Raw genomic sequence first — 23,618 nt, forward strand, 5'->3', positions numbered from 1 at the left:
GACTAGCTCACCGCCTTCGCGGCCGCCGCCTCGGCGAGACCCTCACGCTGAGCCTTCAGCATGCGGGCCGGAGCGACGTCCTCGATCGGCAGGCCACGGCGGGCGGCGATCTCCTCGGGGCGCGAGAGGCCCTTCAGAGCCGCCACGGTGGCGTGCACGATGTTGATCGGGTTGTCGGAGCCGAGCGACTTCGACAGCACGTCGTGGATGCCGGCGCACTCCAGCACCGCACGCACCGGACCGCCGGCGATGACGCCGGTACCGGCCGAGGCCGGACGCAGGAAGACGACACCGGCCGCCTCCTCGCCCTGCACGGTGTGCGGGATGGTGCCCTGGATCCGAGGCACCTTGAAGAAGTGCTTCTTCGCCTCTTCGACGCCCTTGGCGATGGCCGCGGGCACTTCCTTGGCCTTGCCGTAGCCGACGCCGACCAGGCCGTTGCCGTCACCGACGACGACGAGGGCGGTGAAGCTGAAGCGACGACCACCCTTCACGACCTTGGCCACTCGGTTGATCTTCACTACGCGCTCGATGTACGAGACGCCCTTGTCGGCGGCGCCACCGCGGCGATCGTCACGACGGTCCCGCCGCTCGCCACCGGTGCCGCCACCGCGACGCGGAGCTGCAGCCATCAGTGGTTCCTCTTCTCAGTTGCCATCATTTGCGATCCTCGGGCCCTCATTAGAATTCGAGCCCACCCTCGCGAGCGCTGTCAGCCAGCGCCGCGATCCGGCCCGCATACCGGTTGCCGCCGCGGTCGAAGACGACCTTGGTGATCCCGGCTTCCTTGGCCCGCTGAGCGAGGAGCTCGCCGACCTTCTTCGCCTTCTCGGTCTTGTCCGCCTCCAGCGTGCGCAGTGCGGCGTCCATGGTGGACGCGCTCACCAGCGTGTGGCCGACGGAGTCGTCCACGATCTGGACGAACATGTGACGTGTCGAGCGGTTGACGACCAGGCGCGGACGCTCTGCCGTACCGACGACCAACTTGCGGACGCGGCGGTGACGGCGGGCCCGCGAGACGGTGCGGGCAGCCGTGTGCTTGCTGAACGCAGTCTTCGGAGCCATGCCTACTTACCAGCCTTTCCGACCTTGCGGCGGATCTGTTCGCCCTGGTAGCGCACGCCCTTGCCCTTGTACGGGTCAGGCTTGCGCAGCTTGCGGATGTTGGCCGCGACCTCGCCGACCTTCTGCTTGTCGATGCCGTCCACGTGGAACAGTGTCGGCTTCTCGACGCGGAAGGTGACGCCCTCGGGGGCGTCCACGATGACCGGGTGGCTGAAGCCCAGCGAGAACTCCAGCTGCGTCGGGCCCTTGGCCTGGACGCGGTAACCGACGCCGACGATCTCCAGGGACTTGGAGTAACCCTGGGTGACGCCCTGCACCATGTTGGCGATCAGCGTCCGCGACAGGCCGTGCAGCGCACGGACCTTGTTCTCGTCGTTGGGCCGGGTGACGGCGATGGCGCCGTCCTCGTCGCGAGCGACCGTGATGGGCTCGGCGACCTTGTGACTGAGCGTGCCCTTCGGGCCCTTGACCTGGACATCCTGGCCGGCGATCGTGATGTCTACGCCGCTGGGCACAGGGATGGGCAGCCGTCCGATTCTCGACATGCTGTGTTCCTCCCCTCTACCAGACGTAGGCGAGGACTTCCCCGCCCACGCCACGCTTGCCGGCCTGCTTGTCGGTCATGAGACCGGCGGACGTCGAGATGATCGCGACGCCCAGCCCGCCCAGGACTCGAGGCAGGTTGTCCTTCTTTGCATAAACCCGCAGACCGGGCTTGGAAACCCGGCGCAGGCCCGCGAGCGAGCGCTCACGGGTAGGCCCGAACTTGAGCTCCACCACGAGGTTCTTGCCAACCTTGGCGTCTTCGACGGTCCAAGCCTGGATGTAACCCTCCTGCTGGAGGATCTCGGCGATGTGCGCCTTGATCTTCGAGTACGGCATCGTCACGCTGTCGTGGTACGCCGAATTCGCGTTACGCAGACGTGTGAGCATGTCTGCGATCGGGTCGGTCATCGTCATGGCCAGTGGCCTTCCTCGCCGCGGTTTCCAGTCGGCCAAGCAGCGCTCTGCCGGTGGACCTTCGGCGCGGTCATGGACGCTCCGGAGAGCGCCCGGTTTCTACTTGAAAATATGATCACCTGAGGGGCGACCTGAGGCCGCCCCTCAGGGTATCTACCAGCTCGACTTGGTGATACCGGGCAGCTCGCCCCGGTGCGCCATCTCGCGGAAGCACACGCGGCAGAGCCCGAACTTGCGGTAGACGGCGCGCGGCCGGCCACAACGCGAGCAACGGGTGTACGCCCGGACCTCGAACTTCTGCTTGCGCCCCGCCTTGGCGATCAGCGACTTCTTCGCCATTGGATCAGGCCTCCTTGAACGGGAAGCCGAGGAGCTTCAGCAGCGCCCGGCCCTGGTCGTCGTTCTTCGCCGTGGTCACGATCGTGATGTCCATGCCCCGCGGCCGGTCGACCTTGTCCTGGTCGACCTCGTGGAACATGACCTGCTCGGTCAGACCGAACGTGTAGTTGCCGTTGCCGTCGAACTGCTTGGGCGACAGGCCACGGAAGTCCCGGATACGGGGCAGGGCCAGCGCCAGCAGGCGGTCGAGGAACTCCCACATGCGGTCGCCACGCAGCGTGACGTGCGCGCCGATCGGCATGCCCTCGCGCAGCTTGAACTGGGCGATGGACTTGCGCGCCCGGACGACGGCCGGCTTCTGGCCGGTGATCACGGTGAGGTCGCGGACGGCGCCCTCGATGAGCTTCGAGTCGCGAGCCGCCTCGCCGACGCCCATGTTGACCTTGATCTTGGTCAGCGCCGGGATCTGCATGACGTTCTCGATGCCGAACTGCTCGCGAAGCTGAGCCGCGATCTCCTCGCGGTACTTCGTCTTGAGTCGCGGCGTCGGGCGCTCGGTCTCAGTGGTCGTGGCAGTCATCAGCTGTCCTCACCCGTCTCGTCGGCCTTCTTCTCGTCGGCCTTCTTCTCGGCGGGCTTCTCGTCCTTGAGCTTCTTCACGTTCGAGACGTGGATGGGGCCCTCCATGGTCTGCACGCCGCCGGTCTTGGCGCCGCGCGGACCCTGGTGGGTCTCCTTGGAGTGCTTCTTGATCATGTTGACGCCCTCGACCACCACACGGTCCTCGTGCGGGAGCGTGGCGATGACGTGACCCTTGGCACCCTTGTCCTTGCCGGCGATGACCTTGACCAGGTCACCCTTCTTCACATGCAGCTTCGGCATTACAGCACCTCCGGGGCGAGCGAGATGATGCGCATGAACTTCTTGTCGCGCAGCTCGCGGCCCACCGGGCCGAAGATACGAGTGCCACGAGGGTCACCGCTGTCCTTGATGATGACGGCGGCGTTCTCGTCGAAGCGGATGTAGGAGCCGTCGGGCCGGCGGCGCTCCTTGACCGTGCGGACGATGACGGCCTTGACCACGTCGCCCTTCTTGACGCCCGTGCTGCCCGGCAGCGCGTCCTTGACAGTGGCGACGATGATGTCGCCGATACCGGCGTAGCGTCGGCCCGAGCCGCCGAGCACACGGATGCAAAGGATTTCCTTCGCGCCCGTGTTGTCGGCGACCTTGAGCCGCGACTCCTGCTGGATCACGTTGAACTCCTGTTAGTCGCGCCGGTTCTCATTTCTGAGCCTGGCGGAACCGTCGTTGTCTTGTTCCCACGGCCACACCGCCCGTAGGCGCCGCACCGCAGGCGACGCGAGACCACATGTGGCCCCGCGTCCTTGGACGCCGTCATGGGGGCTCTCAGAGCCCCCACGAGGCGCGGTATATGTCGAGAAGGTCGGTGTTACTTGGCCTTCTCGAGGATCTCCACGACCCTCCACCGCTTGGTGGCGGAGAGGGGGCGGGTCTCCATGAGCAGCACGCGGTCGCCGACGCCGCAGGCGTTGGCCTCGTCGTGTGCCTTGTACTTGGTCGTACGGCGGATGACCTTGCCGTACAGACGGTGCTTGACGCGGTCCTCGACGGCGACGACGACGGTCTTGTCCATCTTGTCGCTCACCACGAGGCCCTCGCGGACCTTGCGGAAGTTCCGCTGCTCGTTCGTCTCAGTGGTCTCGGTCTCAGCCATCGCTCGTCTCCTTCTCGACCGTGACGATGCCCAGCTCGCGCTCGCGCATCACGGTGTAGATACGGGCGATCTCGCGGCGGACGGCGCGCAGCCGCCCGTGGCTCTCCAACTGACCGGTCGCCGCCTGGAAGCGGAGGTTGAACAGCTCCTCCTTCGCCTCCTTCAGCTTCTGGACGAGGGTGTCCTCGTCCTCGAGCCGCAGCTCGCCGGCGGTCAGGCCCTTAGCCATCACGCCTCACCCACTTCACGCTTAACGATCTTGCACTTCATCGGCAGCTTGTGGATCGCACGCTGAAGCGCTTCGCGGGCGATCGGCTCCGCCACGCCGGACAGCTCGAACATCACGCGTCCGGGCTTGACGTTGGCGATCCACCACTCCGGCGAACCCTTACCGGAACCCATGCGGGTCTCGGCAGGCTTCTTGGTGAGGGGACGGTCGGGGTAGATGTTGATCCACACCTTGCCGCCACGGCGGATGTGACGGGTCATGGCGATACGAGCGGACTCGATCTGACGGTTGGTCACGTAGGAGTGCTCAACCGCCTGGATGCCGAACTCGCCGAACGTGACCCTGGTGCCGCCCTTGGCGGCTCCGCTGCGGTCAGGCCGGTGCTGCTTGCGGTGCTTGACCCTGCGCGGGATCAGCATGGTCAGCTCCCTTCAGCACCCGGCTGCGCAGCCGGGCCGGTCTCGGGGGCGGCCTGCGAGGCCGCCTCAGTGCGGGGGGCGCGGTCGCCACGGCCGCCGCCACGACGGGGGCGGTCGCCGCCACCACGACGCGGACGGTCGCCGCCGCCACCACGACGGTCGTCACGCTCGCGACGCTGACCGGCGCGAGCGCCGGCGGCGGCCGCCTCGCGCTCGGCGCGGCTGGTCGGAGCCTCGCCCTTGTAGATCCAGACCTTCACGCCGATGCGGCCGAAGGTCGTGCGGGCCTCGTAGAAGCCGTAGTCGATGTCCGCGCGGAGGGTGTGCAGCGGCACGCGGCCCTCGCGGTAGAACTCCGACCGCGACATCTCGGCGCCGCCCAGACGACCGGAGCACTGGACACGGATGCCCTTGGCGCCGGACTTCATGGCCGACTGCATCGCCTTGCGCATGGCACGGCGGAACGAGACACGGCTGGACAGCTGCTCGGCCACGCCCTGCGCGACGAGCTGCGCGTCGATCTCCGGGTTCTTGACCTCGAGGATGTTGAGCTGGACCTGCTTCTTGGTCAGCTTCTCCAGGTCGCCACGGATACGGTCCGCCTCGGCGCCGCGGCGGCCGATCACGATGCCGGGACGCGCGGTGTGGATGTCCACCTGCACGCGGTCCGTCGTGCGCTCGATCTCGACCTTGGAGATGCCGGCCCGCTCCATGCCCTTCTGCAGCATGCGGCGGATCGCCACGTCCTCGGCGACGTATGACTTGTACAGCTTGTCGGCGTACCACCGGCTCTTGAAGTCGGTCGTGATGCCGAGGCGGAACCCGTGCGGGTTAACCTTCTGGCCCACTATCGGGTCCTTCCCTTCGGCTCGCGGGACTCCACGATCACGGTGATGTGGCTCGTCCGCTTGTTGATCCGATAGGCACGACCCTGGGCGCGCGGGCGGAACCGCTTCAGCGTCGGGCCCTCGTCGACCCACGCCCGGCTGACGACGAGCGTCTGCGGGTCGAGGTCGAAGTTGTGCTCCGCATTCGCCATCGCGCTGCTGAGCACCTTGTAGATCGGCTCGCTCGCCGACTGGGGAGCGAACTGCAGCACGGCCTGCGCCTCCGAAGCGGGCAGCCCGCGAATGAGGTCCACCACGCGGCGGGCCTTCTGGGGCGTGACACGGACGAACCGCGCCTGAGCCCTGGCTTCCATCGCTTTCTCCTACTTCCGGGACGCTTACCGCCGGCTGCGGCGGTCTTCCTTGACGTGGCTGCGGAAGGTCCGCGTGGGGGCGAACTCTCCCAGCTTGTGGCCGATCATCGACTCGGTGACGAAGACCGGGACGTGCTTGCGGCCGTCGTGCACGGCGATCGTGTGCCCGAGCATGTCGGGAACGATCATGGAGCGCCGCGACCACGTCTTGATGACGTTCTTGGTGCCCTTCTCGTTCTGGACGTCGACCTTCTTCTGAAGGTGACCGTCCACGAAGGGACCCTTCTTAAGGCTACGTGGCATTTCGGCTGCTCCTACCGCTTCTTCCTCTTGCTCCGACGACGGATGATCAGTCGGTCGCTGGCCTTGTTAGCCTGGCGGGTGCGCCCCTCGGGCTTGCCCTTCGGGTTCACCGGGTGGCGACCACCGGAGGTCTTGCCCTCACCACCACCGTGCGGGTGGTCGACGGGGTTCATCGCGACACCGCGGACGGTGGGGCGCTTGCCCTTCCACCGCATACGGCCGGCCTTGCCCCAGTTGATGTTGGCCTGCTCGGCGTTGCCGACCTGGCCCACCGTCGCCCGGCAGCGCACGTCGACCATGCGCATTTCACCGGACGGCATACGCAGCGTGGCGTACTGGCCTTCCTTGGCGAGCAGCTGGATCTGGGCGCCCGCAGAACGGCCGAGCTTCGCGCCGCCGCCCGGACGGAGCTCCACCGCGTGGATGAAGGTACCGGTCGGGATGTTGCGCAGCGGCAGGCAGTTGCCCGGCTTGATGTCGGCAGTGGGGCCGTTCTCGATACGGTCGCCCTGCTTGATGCCGGTCGGCGCGATGATGTAGCGCTTCTCGCCGTCGGCGTAGTGGAGCAGAGCGATGTTGGCGGTGCGGTTGGGGTCGTACTCGATGTGAGCGACCTTGGCCGGAATGCCGTCCTTGTCATGCCTACGGAAGTCGATGATCCGGTAGGCGCGCTTGTGACCGCCGCCCTGGTGGCGGGCGGTGACCCGGCCGTGTACGTTACGGCCGCCCTTGCTGTGAAGGGGCGCAAGCAGCGACTTCTCGGGCGTGCTGCGGGTGATCTCGGAGAAGTCCGAGACACTCGACCCGCGGCGACCCGGAGTCGTCGGCTTGTACTTACGGATGCCCATCTTTTTCGTTCATCCTTCGTCGGTTACATGGGTGAGCCCGCCGCGCGAAAGCGCGACGGTCTCGACCCCGCACAGGCCGTGCGGCCTGCACTCACTTCTATGGCGCTGCTAGCCGATCTGACCGAAGATGTCGATCCGATCGCCCTCGACCAGGCTCACGATCGCGCGCTTGGTGTCGGGACGCTTGCCGAAACCGGTACGGGTGCGCTTGCGCTTGCCCTGCCGGTTGATCGTGTTCACGCTGGTGACCTTGACCCCGAAGATCTGCTCAACGGCGATCTTGACCTGGGTCTTGTTCGCGGTCTTCTTCACCAGGAACGTGTACTTGTTGTTCTCATCGATCAGGCCGTAGCTCTTCTCAGAGACGACCGGCTTGATGATGATGTCGCGCGGGTCGGCGATCTTCTCCATCAGGCCTCTTCCTTCCCGCTGTCGCTCAGGCGAGCGACGACCTGGTCATACGCCTCCTGCGTGAAGACCACGTCGTCCGCCACGAGCACGTCGTACGTGTTGAGCTGACCCGCGTCCAGCAGGTGGACCTCGGGAGCGTTACGCAGGCTCAGCCACGTCAGCTCGTCAGCCTCGTCGACCACGACGAGGACGCGCGGAGCCTGGGTGATCTTGCGCAGCGCCTCGAGGGCGGCCTTGGTCTTGGGCGTCTCGCCCGCGACCAGCGAGCTGACCACGTGGACGCGGCCGCCGCCGGCCCGGTCGGAGAGGGCGCCACGCAGGGCGGCGGCCTTCATCTTCTTGGGCGTGCGCTGCGAGTAGTCGCGCGGCACGGGGCCGTGGACGGTGCCACCGCCGGTGAACTGCGGCGCACGGGTCGAGCCCTGACGGGCGCGGCCGGTGCCCTTCTGGCGGTACGGCTTCTTGCCACCGCCGGAGACCTCACCACGGGTCTTGGCCTTGTGGGTGCCCTGCCGGCGAGCGGCGAGCTGGGCCACGACCACCTGGTGGATCAGCGGCACGTTGACCTTGGCACCGAAGATGTTCTCGGGCAGGTCGACGGTGCCGGCCTTCGCGCCGCTGGCGTCGAGGACGTCAATAGTGGTGCTCACTTGGCAGCCCCCTTCTTGGCAGCGGTACGGACGAGGACCAGGCTTCCGTTGGCGCCGGGGATCGCACCCTTGATCAGGATGAGGCCCTTCTCGGCGTCCACGGAGTGAACCTTGAGGCTCTGCACAGTGGTGCGGACGTTACCCATCCGACCAGCCATGCGCAGACCCTTGAAAACGCGGCCCGGGGTGGCGCAGCCACCGATGGAACCCGGCGAACGGTGCTTGCGCTGCGTACCGTGCGACGCGCCCAGACCACCGAAGCCGTGCCGCTTCATGACACCGGCGAAGCCCTTGCCCTTGCTCTTGCCCGTCACGTCGACGAACTGGCCGGCCTCGAAGGTGTCGGCCAGCAGCTCCTGGCCCAGGGTGTAGTCGCTCGCGTCGTCGGTGCGGATCTCCGCGAAGTAACGGCGCGGGGTGATGTCGTGCTTACGCAGGTAGTCGCCGAGCGGCTTGTTGACCTTCCGGGGGTCGACCTGCCCGAAGCCGAGCTGAACGGCGGAGTAGCCGTCCTTGTCTGCAGTGCGGACGCGGGTCACCACGCACGGACCGGCCTCGACCACGGTCACCGGCACCAGCCGGTTGTCCGCGTCGAAGACCTGGGTCATGCCGAGCTTCTTGCCCAGGACGCCCTTGATCGTCTTAGCCATGTCAGTGCGTTCCCTCAGAGCTTGATCGAAATGTCGACACCCGCGGGGAGGTCGAGCCGCATGAGCGAGTCAACCGTCTTGGGGGTCGGGTCGATGATGTCAATCAGCCGCTTGTGCGTGCGCATCTCGAAGTGCTCGCGGCTGTCCTTGTACTTGTGCGGCGAGCGGATGACGCAGTACACGTTCTTCTCGGTCGGCAGCGGCACCGGGCCCGCGACCTTCGCGCCAGTCCGCGTCACCGTCTCGACGATCTTCTTGGCCGAGCTGTCGATGACCTCGTGGTCATAGGCCTTAAGCCGGATGCGGATCTTCTGTCCCGCCATAGTGGCCTCGGTGTCCTTCGCTGTCGTCTGAAAAAGTATCGTGCGGCCTGTTGCCGCTGTATTGGTGCAGGTCCAAGCCTGCTAGACCCCACGAGGCAGACGCAGTCGATCTGCCTTTTCTTCCGTGATCCGGCAGTGACTTCGGTCATATCTCTTCGGCCGAAGCGACTGCTGGATCACGGCCTCTACATGAGGTCCCTCGTTAACGTGGTTCGGCGGTCGGTCCCAGATGTCCGGGGCCGACCGCCGCCCCGACGGTCTAGCTACTTGATGATCTTCGTGACCCGACCGGCGCCGACGGTGCGGCCACCCTCACGGATCGCGAACTTGAGGCCTTCCTCCATGGCGATGGGCTGGATCAGCTCAACGCGCATCTCGGTGTTGTCGCCCGGCATGACCATCTCCGTGCCCTCGGGGAGGTTCACGACACCGGTCACGTCAGTCGTACGGAAGTAGAACTGCGGGCGGTAGTTGTTGAAGAACGGCGTGTGGCGGCCGCCCTCGTCCTTGGACAGGATGTAGACCTGGCCGTTGAACTCGGTGTGCGGGGTGGTCGTGCCCGGCTTGATGATGCACTGGCCGCGCTCGACGTCGTCGCGCTTGATACCACGGAGCAGCAGGGCGGCGTTGTCGCCCGCGTGACCCTCGTCGAGCATCTTGTTGAACATCTCGATGCTGGTGACGGTGGTGGTGGTCTTCTCCGGCTTGATGCCGATGATGTCGACCTGCTCGTTGATCTTGACGACACCGCGCTCGATACGGCCGGTGACGACCGTGCCACGACCGGTGATCGAGAAGACGTCCTCGACCGGCATGAGGAACGGCTTGTCCGTCTCACGCGGGGGCTCGGGCACGTTCTCGTCGACGGCGTTCATCAGCTCGATGATGCTGTCGGCCCACTTCTGGTCGCCCTCGAGAGCCTTGAGAGCGGAGACGCGGACGACGGGCAGGTCGTCGCCGGGGAACTCCTGAGCGGACAGGAGCTCACGGACCTCGAGCTCGACGAGCTCGAGGATCTCCTCGTCGTCGACCATGTCGGCCTTGTTGAGGGCCACGACGATGTAGGGGACGCCGACCTGGCGGGCCAGGAGGACATGCTCCTTCGTCTGCGGCATCGGGCCGTCGGTGGCGGCGACCACGAGGATGGCGCCGTCCATCTGGGCAGCACCGGTGATCATGTTCTTCACGTAGTCGGCGTGACCGGGGCAGTCAACGTGAGCGTAGTGACGCTTCTCGGTCTGGTACTCGACGTGCGCGATCGAGATCGTAATACCGCGAGCCTTCTCCTCGGGCGCCTTGTCGATCTTGTCGAACGGGGTCGCCTTGTTCAGCTCGGGGAAACGGTCGTGAAGCACCTTGGTGATCGCCGCGGTCAGCGTGGTCTTGCCGTGGTCGATGTGTCCAATGGTGCCGATGTTCATGTGCGGCTTAGTCCGCTCGAACTTGGCCTTGCCCACTGGTTCTCTCCTTGAGAATCTGACTGACTTTCGTCTACACACTCGGGCCCGGGAGCTCCCGAACCCCTTGGCGGCGGGGTGGCTCTCACCACCCCACCAGGGACCAGGACTCTATTCGCCCCGGGCCCCTTGGCAGCAGGGCGACGATCTCCGCACACCCCAGCCACCTCAGGACCTGGACTTATTCGCCCCGGGCCTTCGCGACGATCTCCTTGGCGATGCCCGGGGGCACCTCCGAGTAGGAGTCGAACTGCATGCTGTAGCTCGCGCGCCCCTGCGTCTTGCTACGCAGGTCACCCACGTAGCCGAACATCTCAGACAGCGGCACGAGCGCCTGGACGACGCGCGCACCGGCACGCTCGTCCATCGCCTGGATCTGCCCGCGGCGACCGTTGAGGTCACCGATGACGTCACCCATGTAGTCCTCGGGCGTGGTGACCTCGACGGCCATCATCGGCTCGAGAAGAACGGCGTCCGCCTTGCGCGCGGCCTCCTTGAAGGCCATCGAGCCGGCGATCTTGAAGGCCATTTCCGAGGAGTCGACGTCGTGCGCGGCACCGTCCTGGAGCGTCACCTTCACGCCCACCATCGGGTAGCCGGCCAGCACGCCGAACTCGGCGGCCTCCTGGGCGCCGGCATCGACCGACGGGATGTACTCCCTCGGGACGCGGCCACCCGTGACCTTGTTCTCGAACTCGTAGCCGTCGTTGCCCTCGCCGAGCGGCTCGAGGTCGATGATCACCCGCGCGAACTGACCGGAACCACCGGTCTGCTTCTTGTGGGTGTAGTCGATCTTCTCCACCTTGCGGCGGATGGTCTCGCGGTAGGCGACCTGCGGACGCCCGACGTTGGCCTCGACCTTGAACTCGCGACGCATACGGTCGACGAGGATCTCCAGGTGAAGCTCGCCCATGCCCCAGATGACCGTCTGACCGGTCTCCTCGTCACGGCGGACCTGGAAGGACGGGTCCTCCTCGGCCAGCCGCTGGATGGCGGTCGACAGCTTCTCCTGGTCGCCCTTGGTCTTGGGTTCGATGGCGACGTTGATGACCGGAGCCGGGAACGTCATCGACTCGAGCACGACCTGGTTCGACGGGTCGGACAGCGTGTCACCGGTCGTGGTGTCCTTCAGACCCATGACGGCGACGATCTGACCGGCGATGGCCGTCGGGCGCTCCTCGCGCTTGTTGGCGTGCATCTGGTAGATCTTGCCGATCCGCTCCTTCTTGCCCTTCACAGAGTTGACGACCTGTGAACCGGCCTCGAGCGTGCCCGAGTAGATGCGGATGTAGGTGATCTTGCCCAGGTGCGGGTCGCTGGCGATCTTGAACGCCAGAGCGGAGAACGGCTCGCTCGGGTCCGCGTGACGCTCGACGACCTTGTCCTCGTTGCCGACCGCGTGGCCCTTGAAGGCCGGGATGTCGGTCGGGGCGGGGAGGAAGGCGACGATCGCGTCGAGCAGGGGCTGCACGCCCTTGTTCTTGAACGCGGTCCCGCAGAGCACCGGGTTGATGGCGCTGGCCAGCGTGGCGCGGCGGATGGCCGCGACCAGCTGCTCCTCGGTGGGCTCGACGCCCTCGAGGAAGAGCTCCATCAGCTCGTCGTCGTTCTCGGCGACGGTCTCGATGAGCCGGTCACGCCACTCGCGAGCGGCCTCGGCGTGGTCGGCCGGGATGTCGACGGTGTCGTACATCTCGCCCTTGGCCGCCTCGGCGCTCCAGATGTAACCCTTCATCTTGATGAGGTCGATGACGCCCTTGAAGTCGGCCTCAACGCCCCACGGAAGCTGGATGACAGCCGGGGTCGCGCCCAGACGGCTGATCATCATGTCGACGCAGCGGTGGAACTCCGCGCCGACACGGTCCATCTTGTTGACGAAGCAGATCCGGGGGACGTCGTAGCGGTCAGCCTGGCGCCACACCGTCTCCGACTGCGGCTCGACACCCGCGACGCCGTCGAACACGGCGACGGCACCGTCGAGGACGCGCAGCGAGCGCTCCACCTCGATGGTGAAGTCGACGTGACCCGGGGTGTCGATGATGTTGATGGTGTGACCGATCCACTCACAGGTGGTCGCGGCAGACGTGATCGTGATGCCGCGCTCCTGCTCCTGCTCCATCCAGTCCATCGTGGCAGCGCCCTCGTGGACTTCACCGATCTTGTAGTTGATGCCGGTGTAGAACAGGATGCGCTCGGTCGTGGTGGTCTTGCCCGCGTCGATATGGGCCATGATCCCGATGTTTCGGACCTTGGCCAGGTCAAGAGCGGTCGTGGTGGCCACTTCTCTCGCGTCCTCGTCGTCTCGTCGAACCCGCCGGGGTTACCAGCGGTAGTGGGCGAAGGCCTTGTTGGACTCGGCCATCTTGTGGGTGTCCTCGCGCTTCTTGACACTCGCCCCAAGGCCGTTGCTGGCGTCGAGGAGCTCGTTCATGAGGCGCTCGGTCATGGTCTTCTCGCGGCGGGCGCGGGAGTACTGCACCAGCCAGCGCAGGGCCAGGGTGGTGCTGCGCGCGGCGCGCACCTCGACCGGCACCTGGTACGTGGCGCCACCGACGCGGCGGCTGCGGACCTCGAGAGTCGGCTTGACGTTGTCGAGCGCGCGCTTCAGGGTGACGACCGGGTCGTTGCCGGTCTTCTCCCTGCAACCCTCGAGGGCGCCGTACACGATGGACTGCGCGATGGAGCGCTTGCCGTCGAGAAGCACCTTGTTGATCAGGGCGGTCACCAGGGGCGAGCTGTAAACCGGGTCAGACATGAGCTGACGACGGCCAGGAGAACCCTTGCGAGGCATTGTTAGCTCTTCTCCTTCTTCGCGCCGTAGCGGCTGCGGGCCTGCTTGCGGTTGCGGACACCCTGGGTGTCCAGCGAGCCGCGGATGATCTTGTAGCGAACACCGGGCAGGTCCTTCACACGACCGCCACGCACGAGCACGATGGAGTGCTCCTGGAGGTTGTGACCCACACCCGGGATGTAGGCCGTGACCTCGATGCCGTTCGTGAGCCGAACGCGGGCCACCTTGCGCAGTGCCGAGTTGGGCTTCTTCGGGGTGGTGGTGTACACGCGCTGGCACACGCCGCGCCGCTGCGGACTCCCCTTGAGGGCAGGAGTCTTGGTCTTCGCGACCTTGTCCTGCCGGCCCTTGCGGACCAACTGCTGAATAGTGGGCACTGCCACTCCGTTTCGTGCCTTGGCCGGTGTTACGTCAGTTGTGATGCATTTCGCAGGTGCTGCCGGTGTCATGACCTGCTGATTTTTCTTGTCTCGGTGCCCCCGCGCTCGGGCGTGTCGCGCTATTCACGCAGACGTCCCGCGAGGTTTACGAGCCAGGAAGCCGTCCCGCGCCCGCAATGAGCGCACGGTCGAGAGCCCGCTAGAGACGGGCACGAAGCTCAAGACTACCCAGGCCTCTGCGACACGTCAAAGCGGCGCGGCAAAGCGGACAAGCCTTGCCACTCCAGGACGCCGAGACCGTTTTCATCAGTGCTCGGCTACTGCTCCGCATCCATGATATCGGGATGGAGGGGCGAACTGTGACGGGTTCGCAAGGACTGCCAGGGCAGCCATTTGCATGACGGTAACCCCTTCCCTCAGCGCGGGTCCGTGGTCGGGCCAGAAAGTCCCACTATGCGGGCATCCGACCAGGCCAGAGCGTGGGACCGCCCCCGCGTACCAGTAGACGGGGGGCACCCCCGCAGAGGGGGAAGTCCTCGCATACGAGCCGCCGGTGGGGCGGTGACGACCGTGCCGAGCGCGGCCTCGTGGGCCCGGCGTACCAGAGCGGCGGCGGTGGGGTCGCTCACGCCGGACAGCACCCTGACGCTGCCCCGGCCCCCACCGCTCCTCCACCACCGCGCGGCCCCAGCTCCCGCCATCTCCTCTGCCAACCGCACAACGCGCGGGCGACGGCCCGGGGCACCGCGTCCTCCGTCGCGGCCCTGACGGTTATCCCGTCCTCCGCGAAGGTGCGGACGACGTTCGCGCGCTCACCCGCGCACCGTTCCCACGGTGACCACCGCCTGATCGAGCCGGTGGACCAGCGCGGCGACGGCCGTGACCGGATTGCACCGCATGGCGGCTCTTCGAACTTGAGCGGGGTTGAGCCAACCGCACGGAAGACCAACCGGCCACCCGCCCCGGCCCCGCTCCTTCGAACCTGCCGACTGAGATACTGGCCCGGACATGGAGCAGGCTGCTCGGCGAAGGAGAAACGCTGTGCGTCAGGCCATCGATACCGCGCTGTTGTCCATCATCGGCTACGTCAATCAGGCGGTGTTCGCAGTCTCCAGGGGCCGCGTGGTGCTCTATCGCTTCCAGGGCATGCCGGGGGAGCTCCTCACCATCACCGGACCGGCTGCTCCCGCCGGCGAGACCGTGATGGTGAGCTACCTCCTGGACGGCGAGGACTACATCGTGCTGGCCGCAGAGGCTGAGACCAGACTTCCGGCCACACTGCGCACCGCCACTGCCGCGACACTTACCGATCAGCAGATACCAGTCGGCATCACCACGCTGACCGCCGACACCGAACGCGCGGCTCTGCTCAGCCGACTCCTCAAACAGGCTTCGCTCTATGAACGACACGAGGTGAGGCAGCATTGCCAAGTCCCCATCGCCCGACTGACACCGCACTGCAGGTCCGCACCCTGTAGCTCGGTCGTATTTGCCGGGCTTGGCTGAAGGCGTTTGCCGGCTCTCGAACGTGATCGGGGTTGAGACCTGAGCCTGCGCGGTCCGAGGAGAGCGCGGTCGAGCGTTGAGAGAGCTCGCGGCTCTCGTTGATCATTCCTGTTGTCGAAGCAAGATTCACAACAGAAGAGCCGCGAGCGTGGTCAACGATACGACCCGGTTGCCGGGTCTGGAGGGCTGGCCGTTGTCGAGGTCGTCGCCGCAGGTCAACGCGGCGACGGTGGGCCAGCGGTGCACTTAGGGACCGCTGATGAGCGAGCCCACGCGTGTCCGGCGTGTGGGTGTTCGCCGTGCGAGTCAAGGAGTGGGTGACCACCCGGCCGCGAGATCTGCCCGTCGCGGGACGGCGGTGCGAACTGCGGTGGCGCAAACGCCGGTGGTACTGCGATGAGCCGGGCTGCCCACGGGGACGTTCACCGAGCAGGTGCCACAGGTCCCGGCCCGCGCCCGGCTGACCCTGCGCTTACGGCAGGCCAGCGGGGCGGCGGTGGCCGATGCTGGTCGCACGATCGTGCAGTCCGCCCGCGATCATGGGCTGTCGTGGCCGGTGGTGTCGGCGGCGCGGCCGAAGCAGGGCGGCCGGAGGGCGCTCAGCGCGCCAAGCACGGCCTTCCTCGGCCCCAGATGGGCCCGGCGGTGCACACCATGCGCGGCCTGCCCGCATCGACGTCCTGTGCACGGCCCCTGTCCACGCCCACACGCTGGGGATATCGTGCTCCATCGTCGTGTCGTACAGCTCGACTCGATAGCCGGTCTCCGCGGCGATCGCGGCGGCCTGCAGCGGGATGGTGCGATCCCATGCCGTGCCGGGGTCGATCCGCGGCACCGGGAAGCGCCCGTATCAGGTCATGGAGAAGGCAGCGGACGCGGCCCGTCGAGCCCGGCCAGCGCGGCACAGTGGTCCAGCGACCCCGCGACCAGCGCCTCCTCGGCCGAGTAGCCCACGGCGGCGAGCGGGGCCAGGAACACCGCGTGGGCAGTCAGCAGCACGTCACCGCCCGCCACGAGGTCACGAGGGCAACCCGCGCTCGGTGCCCGTCCCGTACGCGGAGGAGCAGCGCCGGGCCTGCCACCGATGCTTGCACCGTTCGGCGTCGGCCGGTAGCGAGCACGTGGTGCCGGGCGCCAAGGCCAGCACGCCGCGCTCCCCCGCGTCCTCGACCAGCTCACGCTCGCGCAACGTGGTCAGCAGGCTCGCCACGAACGCGTGCCGCTCGTCGGGCAGCTCCGCGATCAGTTCAGCCAGGTCCTGCTCCCATCGAGGTGCACCGCCATCCGCTCCACCCGGCTCGTACGGCGTCCGCTTCCGCAACCGCAGCTCCCGGTCCTCAGCCCCTGGGACCCGGGCCTGCCCGGCCAACCCCAGGTCGGGCAGGACGTCGTCGCCGGGCCGGACCACGTCGGCGACCAGGCCAGGCTCGTAGACGTACAGGTCGCCCCAGGCTGGCGGGGATCCGACGACCAGCGCTTCCCCCTTGCGCCGCAGCGTGGCGAACCTCGACAGAACCGGCCCCTCCGGCACCGCCGGCCGTGGCGGCGGTGGGCACAGCGGGTCGAGCGTGTAAAGGGGCGTGCCGTTCCGGATGACTGTGATCTTGAGTCAGCCTCCGGCGCGCAGCCGTTCGACGAGCGGTCCCCCGCCCGTGCGGGGTCCAGCGGCCAGGTCGCGGAACAGGTCGAGCTCGTCCCGAAAAGCCTCTTGGCCGGAAGAAATACCGGCTGCATGCTCACCAGCGTTTGCGGGGAAGAAGCCATCCAGTCATGAGCACCACCGTCTCGACGCGCGGCACGGGTGCCAGGACCAGCGACGATCGCGTACGCCGGGCCATAGACGTCACCAGGAGCCTGTTCCTGCGATCCGGCTACAAGCGGACCACGGTGGACGAGATCGCCCGGCGGGCGGCCATCGACAAGGGCAACATTTATCTCAGTTGGGACACGGAAGACGACCTCATAAGAACGCTTGCCATTCAGGAAATTGTCGGACTCTGCCGTGATATTTCGCGAGCAGCAGCGCTTCGTCTTGCCACCGCACGACTCTCGGAGTTCTCAAGCGAGCTGTTCAAGCATCCACTCTTCCGAACGCTCTACACCTATGACATGGAAACGATCGGAAGAGCCTGCGACGATCCGCAGCTCGGATTCCAGTGTTATCGCTTCACCAGGTTCTGGCTATTTCACGATTCTCTCTGAATGCGTTCACGCTCGACGCCCTGCTTTCCGGTTTCATCAAGCTCCGCATGCACGCCGAGCATCTCCGGGACGCGACCGATCTGGCGGCCCACGCCGACAACCTGGCCGACCTCATCAGGAACTTCTTCTAACCGCCCAGGTCCCGGCCGAAGAACTGACCGATCGCCGCCCGCCGTACTGCCGAGATCTTCGACGGGGCGGCGGCGAAATACCGGCGAAACTCATTCCCTCAGCCTTCGGCCACCTCCCTCTTAGGAGTCAATTATGAACGAGACGCACGTCCCGCCGGACCCGACGATGACGATGCCAATCGACTTTCGCCGCCTATCGCGGACGGCGACCACGCCCTCCCCAAATGGCTCGGAACGATGCGGAACGAATAGCCGGTCTGGCGCAACGCATGTGGCATCTTCCGTGTTTCCAGCATGTGGCTGCATAGCGGTCGATTTAGGATTATGCGACATTCTTCTCTCACATCAACCTGCTCCGGCCGGCAGCGATTCGTTCAGCGCGGGCAGCCTGATGTTCACCGACCCGCCGGAACGCCGAAAGCTCCAGAAACTCATCAGCCAGGCGTTCACCCCGAAAATGTCGTCGGATCGCCGAGCTCACCACAGCGCTGCTGGACGAGATCGACGAGGAGGACGAGTTCGGCCTGGTTGTGAAGATCGCGCCTCAGCTGCCCGTGATGGTGATCGCCGAACTGCGCGGGACCCGATCCACGACCGCGAGCTGTTCCGCACCTGGACCGACCGGCTGGTGCAACCCCATGTTCGGCGTCAAGAGCCTGCCGGTACGCGTCAAGCGTGCGCCCCGATGACGATCCCCATGGGAACCACCTCAGCGCCGCCTTCAGTCGCTGGCGACGGGCTGTCCCTGTTCGCCTGGCTGCGCCTGATGCGTGGCCCCACTCGGTCTGACGGGATTCCTCTGGGATGTCCGCTACGGCGACGTACGCGCCGTTCTGGCGGCCCACGAGCGGCTCTCCCCGACCGGACCAGGCTGATGGGACGGCAGCCGTTCGGCCAGGGCGGCATCACGATGATCGACCCGCCCGAACACCGCCACCAGCGCCGGCTGATCACCACGGCCTTCCCTCCGAGCTCCATCGCGGCTCTCGAACCACGCATCGCCGCGACCGAGGACGGCTTCCTCGACGCCCTGCCCCGGCCCCGACTTCGACCTGGTCGAGGGCCTGGCCTACCCCCTGCCTGTCACCGCCGTCGCCGAGCTGCTCGACGTCCCGCCCTCCGACCGCGACCTGTTCCGCACCTGGTCGGACCGGCTCATGTCCCTCCAGGTGCCCGATTTCGCCGACCCGCCACTGGCCGGGCGGGTGACGGCGGCCATGGGGAGACGAACGACTCACGTGCGCGGACCGCCGTACTGTGGGCTGGGCGCGGCAGCGGCAGGCGCGGCCTGCGGTCCGTACGGGGCCTGCGGCGAACGCGCGCCATCGGCCGGTGCGCGGCGGGTGCCTGAGCCAGGCGGGGCGGAGTGCAACCCGTGCGCGGCATGCGGCGTGTGCGGGCGCGCGCCGTGCGGTCGGTGGGGAGAAGCCATGGAGTCGGTCAAGCGGGCGCCGTTGCGGCGGTCGGCCGGTGAAGGGTCAGAGGCGTCTCCTGGAGGGCCACGAGCCCCGTACGGCGAGTGGCGCCCACCGTGCCCTGCCGTAACCGAATGATCTTGAGCCCTCGCCCTACCGAATGAGCCGCGCCCCGCCGTACCGGAGGATTTTGAGCCCCCGACCTACCGGATGAGCCCGAGCCCCACCGTGCCCCGCCGTACCAAAAGAGCCGGGATAGCAGCGCGCCCGGGCCCCAGAATCGGGGCCCGGGCGCGTTACCCGGCGACTAGAAGAACATCACCGGTTGTACTGACCGAAGTCGTACTCCTCCAGAGGAACCGCCTCGCCGCTGCCCGTCCCGAAGGTGTAGTCGGCGGCCGAGCCGTCGTAGCCACCCACGGTGTACATGGCCGCCTTGGCCTCCTCGGTCGGCTCCACCCGGATGTTGCGGTACTGGGGCATGCCCGTGCCGGCCGGGATGAGCTTACCGATGATGACGTTCTCCTTCAGGCCCAGCAGCGAGTCGGACTTGGCGTGGATCGCCGCGTCCGTCAGCACCCTGGTCGTCTCCTGGAAGGAGGCCGCCGACAGCCACGACTCGGTGGCCAGCGACGCCTTGGTGATGCCCATGAGGACCGGACGGCCGGCGGCCGGCGAGCCGCCCTCCGCCACCGTCTCCCGGTTCATCAGCTCGAAGCGCGGCCGCTCCACGAGCTCGCCGGGCAGCAGGTCGGTGTCACCGGACTCGAGCACGTTCACGCGCTTGAGCATCTGCCGCACGATGATCTCGATGTGCTTGTCGTGGATCGACACACCCTGCGACCGGTAGACCTGCTGGACCTCCGCCACCAGGTGCAGCTGCACGGCCCGCGGGCCGAGGATGCGCAGCACCTCGTTGGGGTTGACCGCACCGGCGACGAGCTGCTGGCCGACCGTGATCCGCTGACCGTCCTGCACGAGCAGGCGCGAGCGCATCGACACCGGGTAGGCGATCTCCTCCGAGCCGTCGTCCGGAGTGATGACGATCTTCCTGGTCTTGTCGGTCTCGTCGATGCGAGCCCGGCCCTCGGCCTCGGAGATCGGGGCGACACCCTTGGGGATGCGCGCCTCGAACAGCTCCGTGACACGGGGCAGACCGTGGGTGATGTCGGCGCCGGCCACACCACCGGTGTGGAACGTACGCATGGTCAGCTGCGTGCCCGGCTCACCGATCGACTGGGCGGCGATGATGCCGACCGCCTCGCCGACGTCCACGAGCTTGCCGGTGGCCAGCGAGCGGCCGTAGCAGGTCGCGCAGACACCGATCTTGGCCTCGCAGACGAGCGCGCTGCGGGTGCGGACGGTCTCGATGCCGGCCTCGACCAGCGCGGTGACGTGGTTGTCGTTGATGTCGACACCCGCCGCCGCGATGACCTTGCCGTCGACCTCGACGTCCTCGGCCAGGATGCGGCCGTGCACGTTGGACTCGGCGTTCTCGGCCTTGACCAGGTTGCCCGACGCGTCGCGCTCGCCGACGTGCAGCGGGACGGCGCGGTCGGTGCCGCAGTCGATCTCGCGCACGATGACGTCCTGCGCCACGTCCACCAGACGACGGGTCAGGTAGCCCGAGTCGGCGGTACGCAGGGCGGTGTCGGCCAGACCCTTCCGCTGACCGTGGGTGGAGATGAAGTATTCCAGCACCGACAGGCCCTCGCGGAACGAGGCCTTGATCGGCCGCGGAATCGTCTCACCCTTGGTGTTGGACACCAGGCCGCGGATGCCGGCGATCTGCCGGACCTGCATCTTGTTACCACGGGCGCCGGAGTTGACCATCATCCAGACCGGGTTGGTCGCCGGGAAGGCGTTGACCATGTCGGTCTCGACGTCGGCCGTCGCGTGCGTCCAGATCTCGATGAGCTCCTGACGGCGCTCCTCGTCGGTGATCAGACCACGCTCGTACTCCCGCTGGACCTTGTCGGCCCGGCGCTCGTAGTTTTCCATGATGTCGGTCTTGTTCGGCGGCGCGACGACGTCCTCGATCGAGATCGTGACACCGGAGCGCGTCGCCCAGCGGAAGCCGGCGTCCTTGAGCGCGTCGAGCGAAGCGGCGACCTCGATCTTGGGGTAGGTCTCCGCCAGCTCGTTCACGATCGTGGACAGCTGCTTCTTGCCGACCTGGAAGTCGACGAACGGGTAGCTGTCGGGCAGCGTCAGGTTGAACAGGCACCGGCCGAACGTGGTCTCCAGCCGGATCGGGTCGCCCTGCTCCCAGCCCTCGGGCGCGACCCAGTCGCGCGGCGGCAGGATGTCCTTCATCCGGATCTGGATCTTCGCCTGAATCTCCAGCTCGCGGCGGTCGAAGGCCATCTGCGCCTCGGCGATCGAGCCGAACACGCGGCCCTCGCCCAGCGCGCCCTCCTTCTGGGTGGTCAGCCAGTAGAGGCCGATGACCATATCCTGGGTGGGCATCGTCACGGGCTTGCCGTCGGCCGGCTTGAGGATGTTGTTGGTCGAGAGCATCAGGATGCGCGCCTCGGCCTGGGCCTCAGCCGACAGCGGCAGGTGCACGGCCATCTGGTCGCCGTCGAAGTCCGCGTTGAACGCGGTGCAGACGAGCGGGTGGATCTGGATGGCCTTGCCCTCGACCAGCTGCGGCTCGAACGCCTGGATGCCCAGGCGGTGGAGCGTCGGAGCGCGGTTGAGCAGCACCGGGTGCTCGGTGATGACCTCTTCGAGCACGTCCCACACCACGGGGCGGGCGCGCTCGACCATGCGCTTGGCCGATTTGATGTTCTGGGCGTGGTTGAGGTCCACCAGCCGCTTCATCACGAACGGCTTGAACAGCTCCAGCGCCATCTGCTTGGGCAGACCGCACTGGTGCAGCTTGAGCTGCGGGCCGACGACGATGACCGAACGGCCGGAGTAGTCGACTCGCTTGCCCAGCAGGTTTTGCCGGAAACGACCCTGCTTACCCTTGAGCATGTCGCTCAGGGACTTCAGCGGCCTGTTGCCGGGACCGGTGACCGGGCGACCGCGACGGCCGTTGTCGAACAGCGCGTCGACGGCCTCCTGCAGCATCCGCTTCTCGTTGTTCACGATGATCTCGGGCGCGCCGAGGTCGAGAAGCCTCTTGAGGCGGTTGTTGCGGTTGATGACCCGGCGGTAGAGGTCGTTGAGGTCGGAGGTCGCGAACCGGCCACCGTCGAGCTGCACCATCGGGCGCAGGTCCGGCGGGATGACCGGGATGCAGTCGAGCACCATGCCGCGCGGCGAGTTGGTGGTGTTGAGGAACGCCGACACGACCTTGAGCCGCTTGAGGGCGCGGGCCTTCTTCTGGCCCTTGCCGCTGCGGATGGTCTCGCGCAGGTTTTCGGCCTCGGCGTCGAGGTCGAAGCTGATCAGGCGGTCCTGGATCGCCTGCGCGCCCATGCCGCCCTTGAAGTAGCGGCCGAAGCGGTCGCGCATCTCGCGGTAGAGCAGCTCGTCGCCCTCGAGGTCCTGGACCTTGAGGTTCTTGAAGCGGCTCCAGACCTCGTCGAGCCGGTCCAGCTCGCGCTGGGCCCGGTCGCGGAGCTGACGCATCTCGCGCTCGGCGCCCTCGCGGACCTTGCGGCGCTGGTCGCCCTTGGCGCCGGCGGCCTCGAGCTCGGCCAGGTCGGCCTCGAGCTTCTTCTGCCGGGCCTCGACGTCGGCGTCACGGCGCTGCTCGATGTGCTGCCGCTCGACGGAGATCTTCGCCTCCAGCGAGGGCAGGTCACGCTCACGCATCTCGGTGTCGACATGCGTGATCATGTAGGCCGCGAAGTAGATGACCTTCTCCAGGTCCTTCGGGGCCAGGTCGAGCAGGTAGCCGAGGCGCGACGGGACGCCCTTGAAGTACCAGATGTGCGTGACCGGCGCGGCCAGCTCGATGTGGCCCATCCGCTCACGACGCACCTTGGCGCGAGTCACCTCGACGCCACAGCGCTCACAGATGATGCCCTTGAAGCGGACGCGCTTGTACTTGCCGCAGTAGCACTCCCAGTCGCGGGTCGGACCGAAGATCTTCTCGCAGAAGAGCCCGTCCTTTTCCGGCTTGAGGGTGCGGTAGTTGATGGTCTCGGGCTTCTTGACCTCGCCGTGCGACCACTGACGGATGTCGTCGGCCGTCGCGAGGCCGATCCTGAGCTCGTCGAAGAAGTTGACGTCCAGCATTTTGTGCGATCTCCCCCTCAGACTTCTTCCACGCTGCTCGGCTCACGCCGGGACAGATCGATGCCGAGCTCTTCCGCCGCGCGGAAGACGTCCTCGTCGGTGTCGCGCATCTCGATGGACATGCCGTCGCTGGAGAGCACCTCGACGTTGAGGCACAGCGACTGCATTTCCTTGATGAGGACCTTGAAGGACTCCGGAATGCCGGGCTCGGGGATGTTCTCGCCCTTGACGATGGCCTCGTAGACCTTCACCCGGCCGAGAACGTCGTCGGACTTGATGGTCAGCAGCTCCTGCAGGGCGTAGGCGGCGCCGTAGGCCTCCAGCGCCCACACCTCCATCTCACCGAAGCGCTGACCACCGAACTGCGCCTTACCACCCAGCGGCTGCTGGGTGATCATCGAGTACGGAC

At 66.9% G+C, this 23,618-nt stretch carries 29 protein-coding genes and 2 pseudogenes; 4 read left to right on the top strand and 27 right to left on the bottom strand.

Annotated features, from left to right (window positions below; all coding sequences use genetic code 11):
- Window positions 1-2: 2 nt before the first annotated feature.
- The 23 genes from rpsE to rpsL all read right to left on the bottom strand — a co-directional run bounded on the left by rpsE (window position 3) and on the right by rpsL (window position 13,758).
- Window positions 3-632, bottom strand: coding sequence for a 30S ribosomal protein S5 (rpsE, locus tag ACFKCF_RS13150; RefSeq protein ID WP_091090115.1), 630 nt, complete (start codon window positions 630-632; stop codon window positions 3-5).
- 49 nt (window positions 633-681) lie between these two features.
- Window positions 682-1,065, bottom strand: a complete 384-nt coding sequence (rplR, locus tag ACFKCF_RS13155) for a 50S ribosomal protein L18 (RefSeq protein ID WP_394493371.1) — start codon at window positions 1,063-1,065, stop codon at window positions 682-684.
- Between the two features lie 2 nt (window positions 1,066-1,067).
- The gene (gene rplF, locus ACFKCF_RS13160; protein WP_394493373.1) at window positions 1,068-1,610 is read right to left on the bottom strand and encodes a 50S ribosomal protein L6; all 543 of its coding nucleotides are present in this window, start codon (window positions 1,608-1,610) and stop codon (window positions 1,068-1,070) included.
- 16 nt (window positions 1,611-1,626) lie between these two features.
- Complete coding sequence (gene rpsH, locus ACFKCF_RS13165; RefSeq protein WP_192789898.1) at window positions 1,627-2,025, bottom strand: 30S ribosomal protein S8; 399 nt, start codon at window positions 2,023-2,025, stop codon at window positions 1,627-1,629.
- A gap of 153 nt (window positions 2,026-2,178) precedes the next feature.
- Window positions 2,179-2,364 carry a type Z 30S ribosomal protein S14 gene (locus ACFKCF_RS13170; RefSeq protein ID WP_020542298.1) on the bottom strand — a complete coding sequence of 62 codons (186 nt, stop codon included), beginning with the start codon at window positions 2,362-2,364 and terminating at the stop codon, window positions 2,179-2,181.
- Window positions 2,365-2,368: 4 nt separating this feature from the next.
- Window positions 2,369-2,944, bottom strand: coding sequence for a 50S ribosomal protein L5 (gene rplE, locus ACFKCF_RS13175; RefSeq protein WP_106253395.1), 576 nt, complete (start codon window positions 2,942-2,944; stop codon window positions 2,369-2,371).
- A complete protein-coding gene (gene rplX / locus ACFKCF_RS13180; protein WP_350731450.1) occupies window positions 2,944-3,237 on the bottom strand; it encodes a 50S ribosomal protein L24 in 294 nt (97 codons plus the stop codon). The genes rplE and rplX overlap by 1 nt, the downstream gene beginning before the upstream one ends.
- 8 nt (window positions 3,238-3,245) lie before the next feature.
- Complete coding sequence (gene rplN / locus ACFKCF_RS13185; RefSeq protein ID WP_106253399.1) at window positions 3,246-3,617, bottom strand: 50S ribosomal protein L14; 372 nt, start codon at window positions 3,615-3,617, stop codon at window positions 3,246-3,248.
- A 197-nt stretch (window positions 3,618-3,814) separates the two neighbouring features.
- Window positions 3,815-4,099: a 30S ribosomal protein S17 gene (gene rpsQ, locus ACFKCF_RS13190; protein WP_185070626.1), complete on the bottom strand. Its 285-nt coding sequence runs from the start codon at window positions 4,097-4,099 to the stop codon at window positions 3,815-3,817.
- Window positions 4,092-4,328, bottom strand: coding sequence for a 50S ribosomal protein L29 (gene rpmC / locus ACFKCF_RS13195; RefSeq protein WP_106253417.1), 237 nt, complete (start codon window positions 4,326-4,328; stop codon window positions 4,092-4,094). Before rpmC ends, rpsQ begins: the two co-directional genes overlap by 8 nt.
- Window positions 4,328-4,747 carry a 50S ribosomal protein L16 gene (gene rplP, locus ACFKCF_RS13200; RefSeq protein WP_185070624.1) on the bottom strand — a complete coding sequence of 140 codons (420 nt, stop codon included), beginning with the start codon at window positions 4,745-4,747 and terminating at the stop codon, window positions 4,328-4,330. The genes rpmC and rplP overlap by 1 nt, the downstream gene beginning before the upstream one ends.
- A gap of 2 nt (window positions 4,748-4,749) precedes the next feature.
- Window positions 4,750-5,595 carry a 30S ribosomal protein S3 gene (rpsC, locus tag ACFKCF_RS13205; protein ID WP_185070622.1) on the bottom strand — a complete coding sequence of 282 codons (846 nt, stop codon included), beginning with the start codon at window positions 5,593-5,595 and terminating at the stop codon, window positions 4,750-4,752.
- Window positions 5,595-5,948 carry a 50S ribosomal protein L22 gene (rplV, locus tag ACFKCF_RS13210; protein ID WP_020542306.1) on the bottom strand — a complete coding sequence of 118 codons (354 nt, stop codon included), beginning with the start codon at window positions 5,946-5,948 and terminating at the stop codon, window positions 5,595-5,597. The genes rpsC and rplV overlap by 1 nt, the downstream gene beginning before the upstream one ends.
- A gap of 24 nt (window positions 5,949-5,972) precedes the next feature.
- On the bottom strand, window positions 5,973-6,251 hold the full coding sequence (gene rpsS, locus ACFKCF_RS13215) for a 30S ribosomal protein S19 (protein WP_192789896.1): 279 nt from the start codon (window positions 6,249-6,251) through the stop codon (window positions 5,973-5,975).
- 11 nt (window positions 6,252-6,262) lie between these two features.
- Window positions 6,263-7,099, bottom strand: a complete 837-nt coding sequence (gene rplB / locus ACFKCF_RS13220) for a 50S ribosomal protein L2 (RefSeq protein ID WP_355378614.1) — start codon at window positions 7,097-7,099, stop codon at window positions 6,263-6,265.
- Window positions 7,100-7,207: 108 nt separating this feature from the next.
- On the bottom strand, window positions 7,208-7,510 hold the full coding sequence (gene rplW / locus ACFKCF_RS13225) for a 50S ribosomal protein L23 (RefSeq protein WP_111180891.1): 303 nt from the start codon (window positions 7,508-7,510) through the stop codon (window positions 7,208-7,210).
- Window positions 7,510-8,160, bottom strand: coding sequence for a 50S ribosomal protein L4 (gene rplD / locus ACFKCF_RS13230; protein ID WP_394493374.1), 651 nt, complete (start codon window positions 8,158-8,160; stop codon window positions 7,510-7,512). The genes rplW and rplD overlap by 1 nt, the downstream gene beginning before the upstream one ends.
- On the bottom strand, window positions 8,157-8,810 hold the full coding sequence (gene rplC / locus ACFKCF_RS13235) for a 50S ribosomal protein L3 (RefSeq protein WP_394493376.1): 654 nt from the start codon (window positions 8,808-8,810) through the stop codon (window positions 8,157-8,159). Before rplC ends, rplD begins: the two co-directional genes overlap by 4 nt.
- A gap of 14 nt (window positions 8,811-8,824) precedes the next feature.
- Window positions 8,825-9,133 (bottom strand): 30S ribosomal protein S10, encoded by a 309-nt coding sequence (rpsJ, locus tag ACFKCF_RS13240; RefSeq protein WP_012887830.1) that lies wholly within the window; start codon window positions 9,131-9,133, stop codon window positions 8,825-8,827.
- A gap of 263 nt (window positions 9,134-9,396) precedes the next feature.
- Window positions 9,397-10,590 carry an elongation factor Tu gene (gene tuf, locus ACFKCF_RS13245; RefSeq protein WP_185070617.1) on the bottom strand — a complete coding sequence of 398 codons (1,194 nt, stop codon included), beginning with the start codon at window positions 10,588-10,590 and terminating at the stop codon, window positions 9,397-9,399.
- Between the two features lie 181 nt (window positions 10,591-10,771).
- Entirely contained in the window at window positions 10,772-12,820 is a 2,049-nt protein-coding gene (gene fusA, locus ACFKCF_RS13250; protein WP_394493399.1) for an elongation factor G, read from the bottom strand.
- A gap of 90 nt (window positions 12,821-12,910) precedes the next feature.
- The gene (gene rpsG, locus ACFKCF_RS13255; RefSeq protein ID WP_043623423.1) at window positions 12,911-13,381 is read right to left on the bottom strand and encodes a 30S ribosomal protein S7; all 471 of its coding nucleotides are present in this window, start codon (window positions 13,379-13,381) and stop codon (window positions 12,911-12,913) included.
- Between the two features lie 2 nt (window positions 13,382-13,383).
- Window positions 13,384-13,758 carry a 30S ribosomal protein S12 gene (gene rpsL, locus ACFKCF_RS13260; RefSeq protein ID WP_043623420.1) on the bottom strand — a complete coding sequence of 125 codons (375 nt, stop codon included), beginning with the start codon at window positions 13,756-13,758 and terminating at the stop codon, window positions 13,384-13,386.
- 1,044 nt (window positions 13,759-14,802) lie between these two features.
- Between rpsL and ACFKCF_RS13265 the strand changes: the two genes are divergently transcribed.
- From ACFKCF_RS13265 to ACFKCF_RS13275, 3 genes and pseudogenes are all read left to right on the top strand, one after another.
- Window positions 14,803-15,267: a hypothetical protein gene (locus ACFKCF_RS13265; RefSeq protein WP_394493378.1), complete on the top strand. Its 465-nt coding sequence runs from the start codon at window positions 14,803-14,805 to the stop codon at window positions 15,265-15,267.
- Between the two features lie 299 nt (window positions 15,268-15,566).
- Entirely contained in the window at window positions 15,567-15,731 is a 165-nt protein-coding gene (locus ACFKCF_RS13270) for a transposase family protein (protein WP_394493401.1), read from the top strand.
- Window positions 15,701-15,817 (top strand): annotated as a pseudogene (locus ACFKCF_RS13275) (hypothetical protein); the annotation flags it as partial. The gene ACFKCF_RS13270 and the pseudogene ACFKCF_RS13275, both read left to right, overlap by 31 nt.
- A gap of 305 nt (window positions 15,818-16,122) precedes the next feature.
- On the opposite strand, the gene ACFKCF_RS13280 reads toward ACFKCF_RS13275, so the two are convergent.
- Window positions 16,123-16,281 (bottom strand): hypothetical protein, encoded by a 159-nt coding sequence (locus ACFKCF_RS13280; protein WP_394493403.1) that lies wholly within the window; start codon window positions 16,279-16,281, stop codon window positions 16,123-16,125.
- A gap of 4 nt (window positions 16,282-16,285) precedes the next feature.
- The gene (locus ACFKCF_RS13285; protein ID WP_394493380.1) at window positions 16,286-16,798 is read right to left on the bottom strand and encodes a hypothetical protein; all 513 of its coding nucleotides are present in this window, start codon (window positions 16,796-16,798) and stop codon (window positions 16,286-16,288) included.
- A gap of 239 nt (window positions 16,799-17,037) precedes the next feature.
- Between ACFKCF_RS13285 and ACFKCF_RS13290 the strand changes: the two genes are divergently transcribed.
- Window positions 17,038-17,469 carry a helix-turn-helix domain-containing protein gene (locus ACFKCF_RS13290; protein WP_394493382.1) on the top strand — a complete coding sequence of 144 codons (432 nt, stop codon included), beginning with the start codon at window positions 17,038-17,040 and terminating at the stop codon, window positions 17,467-17,469.
- A gap of 1,864 nt (window positions 17,470-19,333) precedes the next feature.
- On the opposite strand, the gene ACFKCF_RS13295 is transcribed toward ACFKCF_RS13290, so the two are convergent.
- Window positions 19,334-23,209 (bottom strand): DNA-directed RNA polymerase subunit beta', encoded by a 3,876-nt coding sequence (locus ACFKCF_RS13295; protein ID WP_394493384.1) that lies wholly within the window; start codon window positions 23,207-23,209, stop codon window positions 19,334-19,336.
- Between the two features lie 17 nt (window positions 23,210-23,226).
- Window positions 23,227-23,618, bottom strand: a pseudogene (locus ACFKCF_RS13300) (DNA-directed RNA polymerase subunit beta); the annotation flags it as partial.

This window comes from Nonomuraea sp. JJY05 (assembly GCF_043496855.1).
Taxonomy (GTDB): domain Bacteria; phylum Actinomycetota; class Actinomycetes; order Streptosporangiales; family Streptosporangiaceae; genus Nonomuraea.

Bases quoted from the DNA above. Each gene is read 5' to 3' on its own strand.
- rpsE (WP_091090115.1), bottom strand. From the start codon at position 632: ATGGCTGCAGCTCCGCGTCGCGGTGGCGGCACCGGTGGCGAGCGGCGG.
- rplR (WP_394493371.1), bottom strand. From the start codon at position 1,065: ATGGCTCCGAAGACTGCGTTCAGCAAGCACACGGCTGCCCGCACCGTC.
- rplF (WP_394493373.1), bottom strand. From the start codon at position 1,610: ATGTCGAGAATCGGACGGCTGCCCATCCCTGTGCCCAGCGGCGTAGAC.
- rpsH (WP_192789898.1), bottom strand. From the start codon at position 2,025: ATGACGATGACCGACCCGATCGCAGACATGCTCACACGTCTGCGTAAC.
- ACFKCF_RS13170 (WP_020542298.1), bottom strand. From the start codon at position 2,364: ATGGCGAAGAAGTCGCTGATCGCCAAGGCGGGGCGCAAGCAGAAGTTC.
- rplE (WP_106253395.1), bottom strand. From the start codon at position 2,944: ATGACTGCCACGACCACTGAGACCGAGCGCCCGACGCCGCGACTCAAG.
- rpsQ (WP_185070626.1), bottom strand. From the start codon at position 4,099: ATGGCTGAGACCGAGACCACTGAGACGAACGAGCAGCGGAACTTCCGC.
- rpmC (WP_106253417.1), bottom strand. From the start codon at position 4,328: ATGGCTAAGGGCCTGACCGCCGGCGAGCTGCGGCTCGAGGACGAGGAC.
- rplP (WP_185070624.1), bottom strand. From the start codon at position 4,747: ATGCTGATCCCGCGCAGGGTCAAGCACCGCAAGCAGCACCGGCCTGAC.
- rplV (WP_020542306.1), bottom strand. From the start codon at position 5,948: ATGGAAGCCAGGGCTCAGGCGCGGTTCGTCCGTGTCACGCCCCAGAAG.
- rpsS (WP_192789896.1), bottom strand. From the start codon at position 6,251: ATGCCACGTAGCCTTAAGAAGGGTCCCTTCGTGGACGGTCACCTTCAG.
- rplB (WP_355378614.1), bottom strand. From the start codon at position 7,099: ATGGGCATCCGTAAGTACAAGCCGACGACTCCGGGTCGCCGCGGGTCG.
- rplW (WP_111180891.1), bottom strand. From the start codon at position 7,510: ATGGAGAAGATCGCCGACCCGCGCGACATCATCATCAAGCCGGTCGTC.
- rplC (WP_394493376.1), bottom strand. From the start codon at position 8,810: ATGGCTAAGACGATCAAGGGCGTCCTGGGCAAGAAGCTCGGCATGACC.
- rpsJ (WP_012887830.1), bottom strand. From the start codon at position 9,133: ATGGCGGGACAGAAGATCCGCATCCGGCTTAAGGCCTATGACCACGAG.
- fusA (WP_394493399.1), bottom strand. From the start codon at position 12,820: ATGGCCCATATCGACGCGGGCAAGACCACCACGACCGAGCGCATCCTG.
- rpsG (WP_043623423.1), bottom strand. From the start codon at position 13,381: ATGCCTCGCAAGGGTTCTCCTGGCCGTCGTCAGCTCATGTCTGACCCG.
- ACFKCF_RS13290 (WP_394493382.1), top strand. From the start codon at position 17,038: ATGAGCACCACCGTCTCGACGCGCGGCACGGGTGCCAGGACCAGCGAC.
- ACFKCF_RS13295 (WP_394493384.1), bottom strand. From the start codon at position 23,209: ATGCTGGACGTCAACTTCTTCGACGAGCTCAGGATCGGCCTCGCGACG.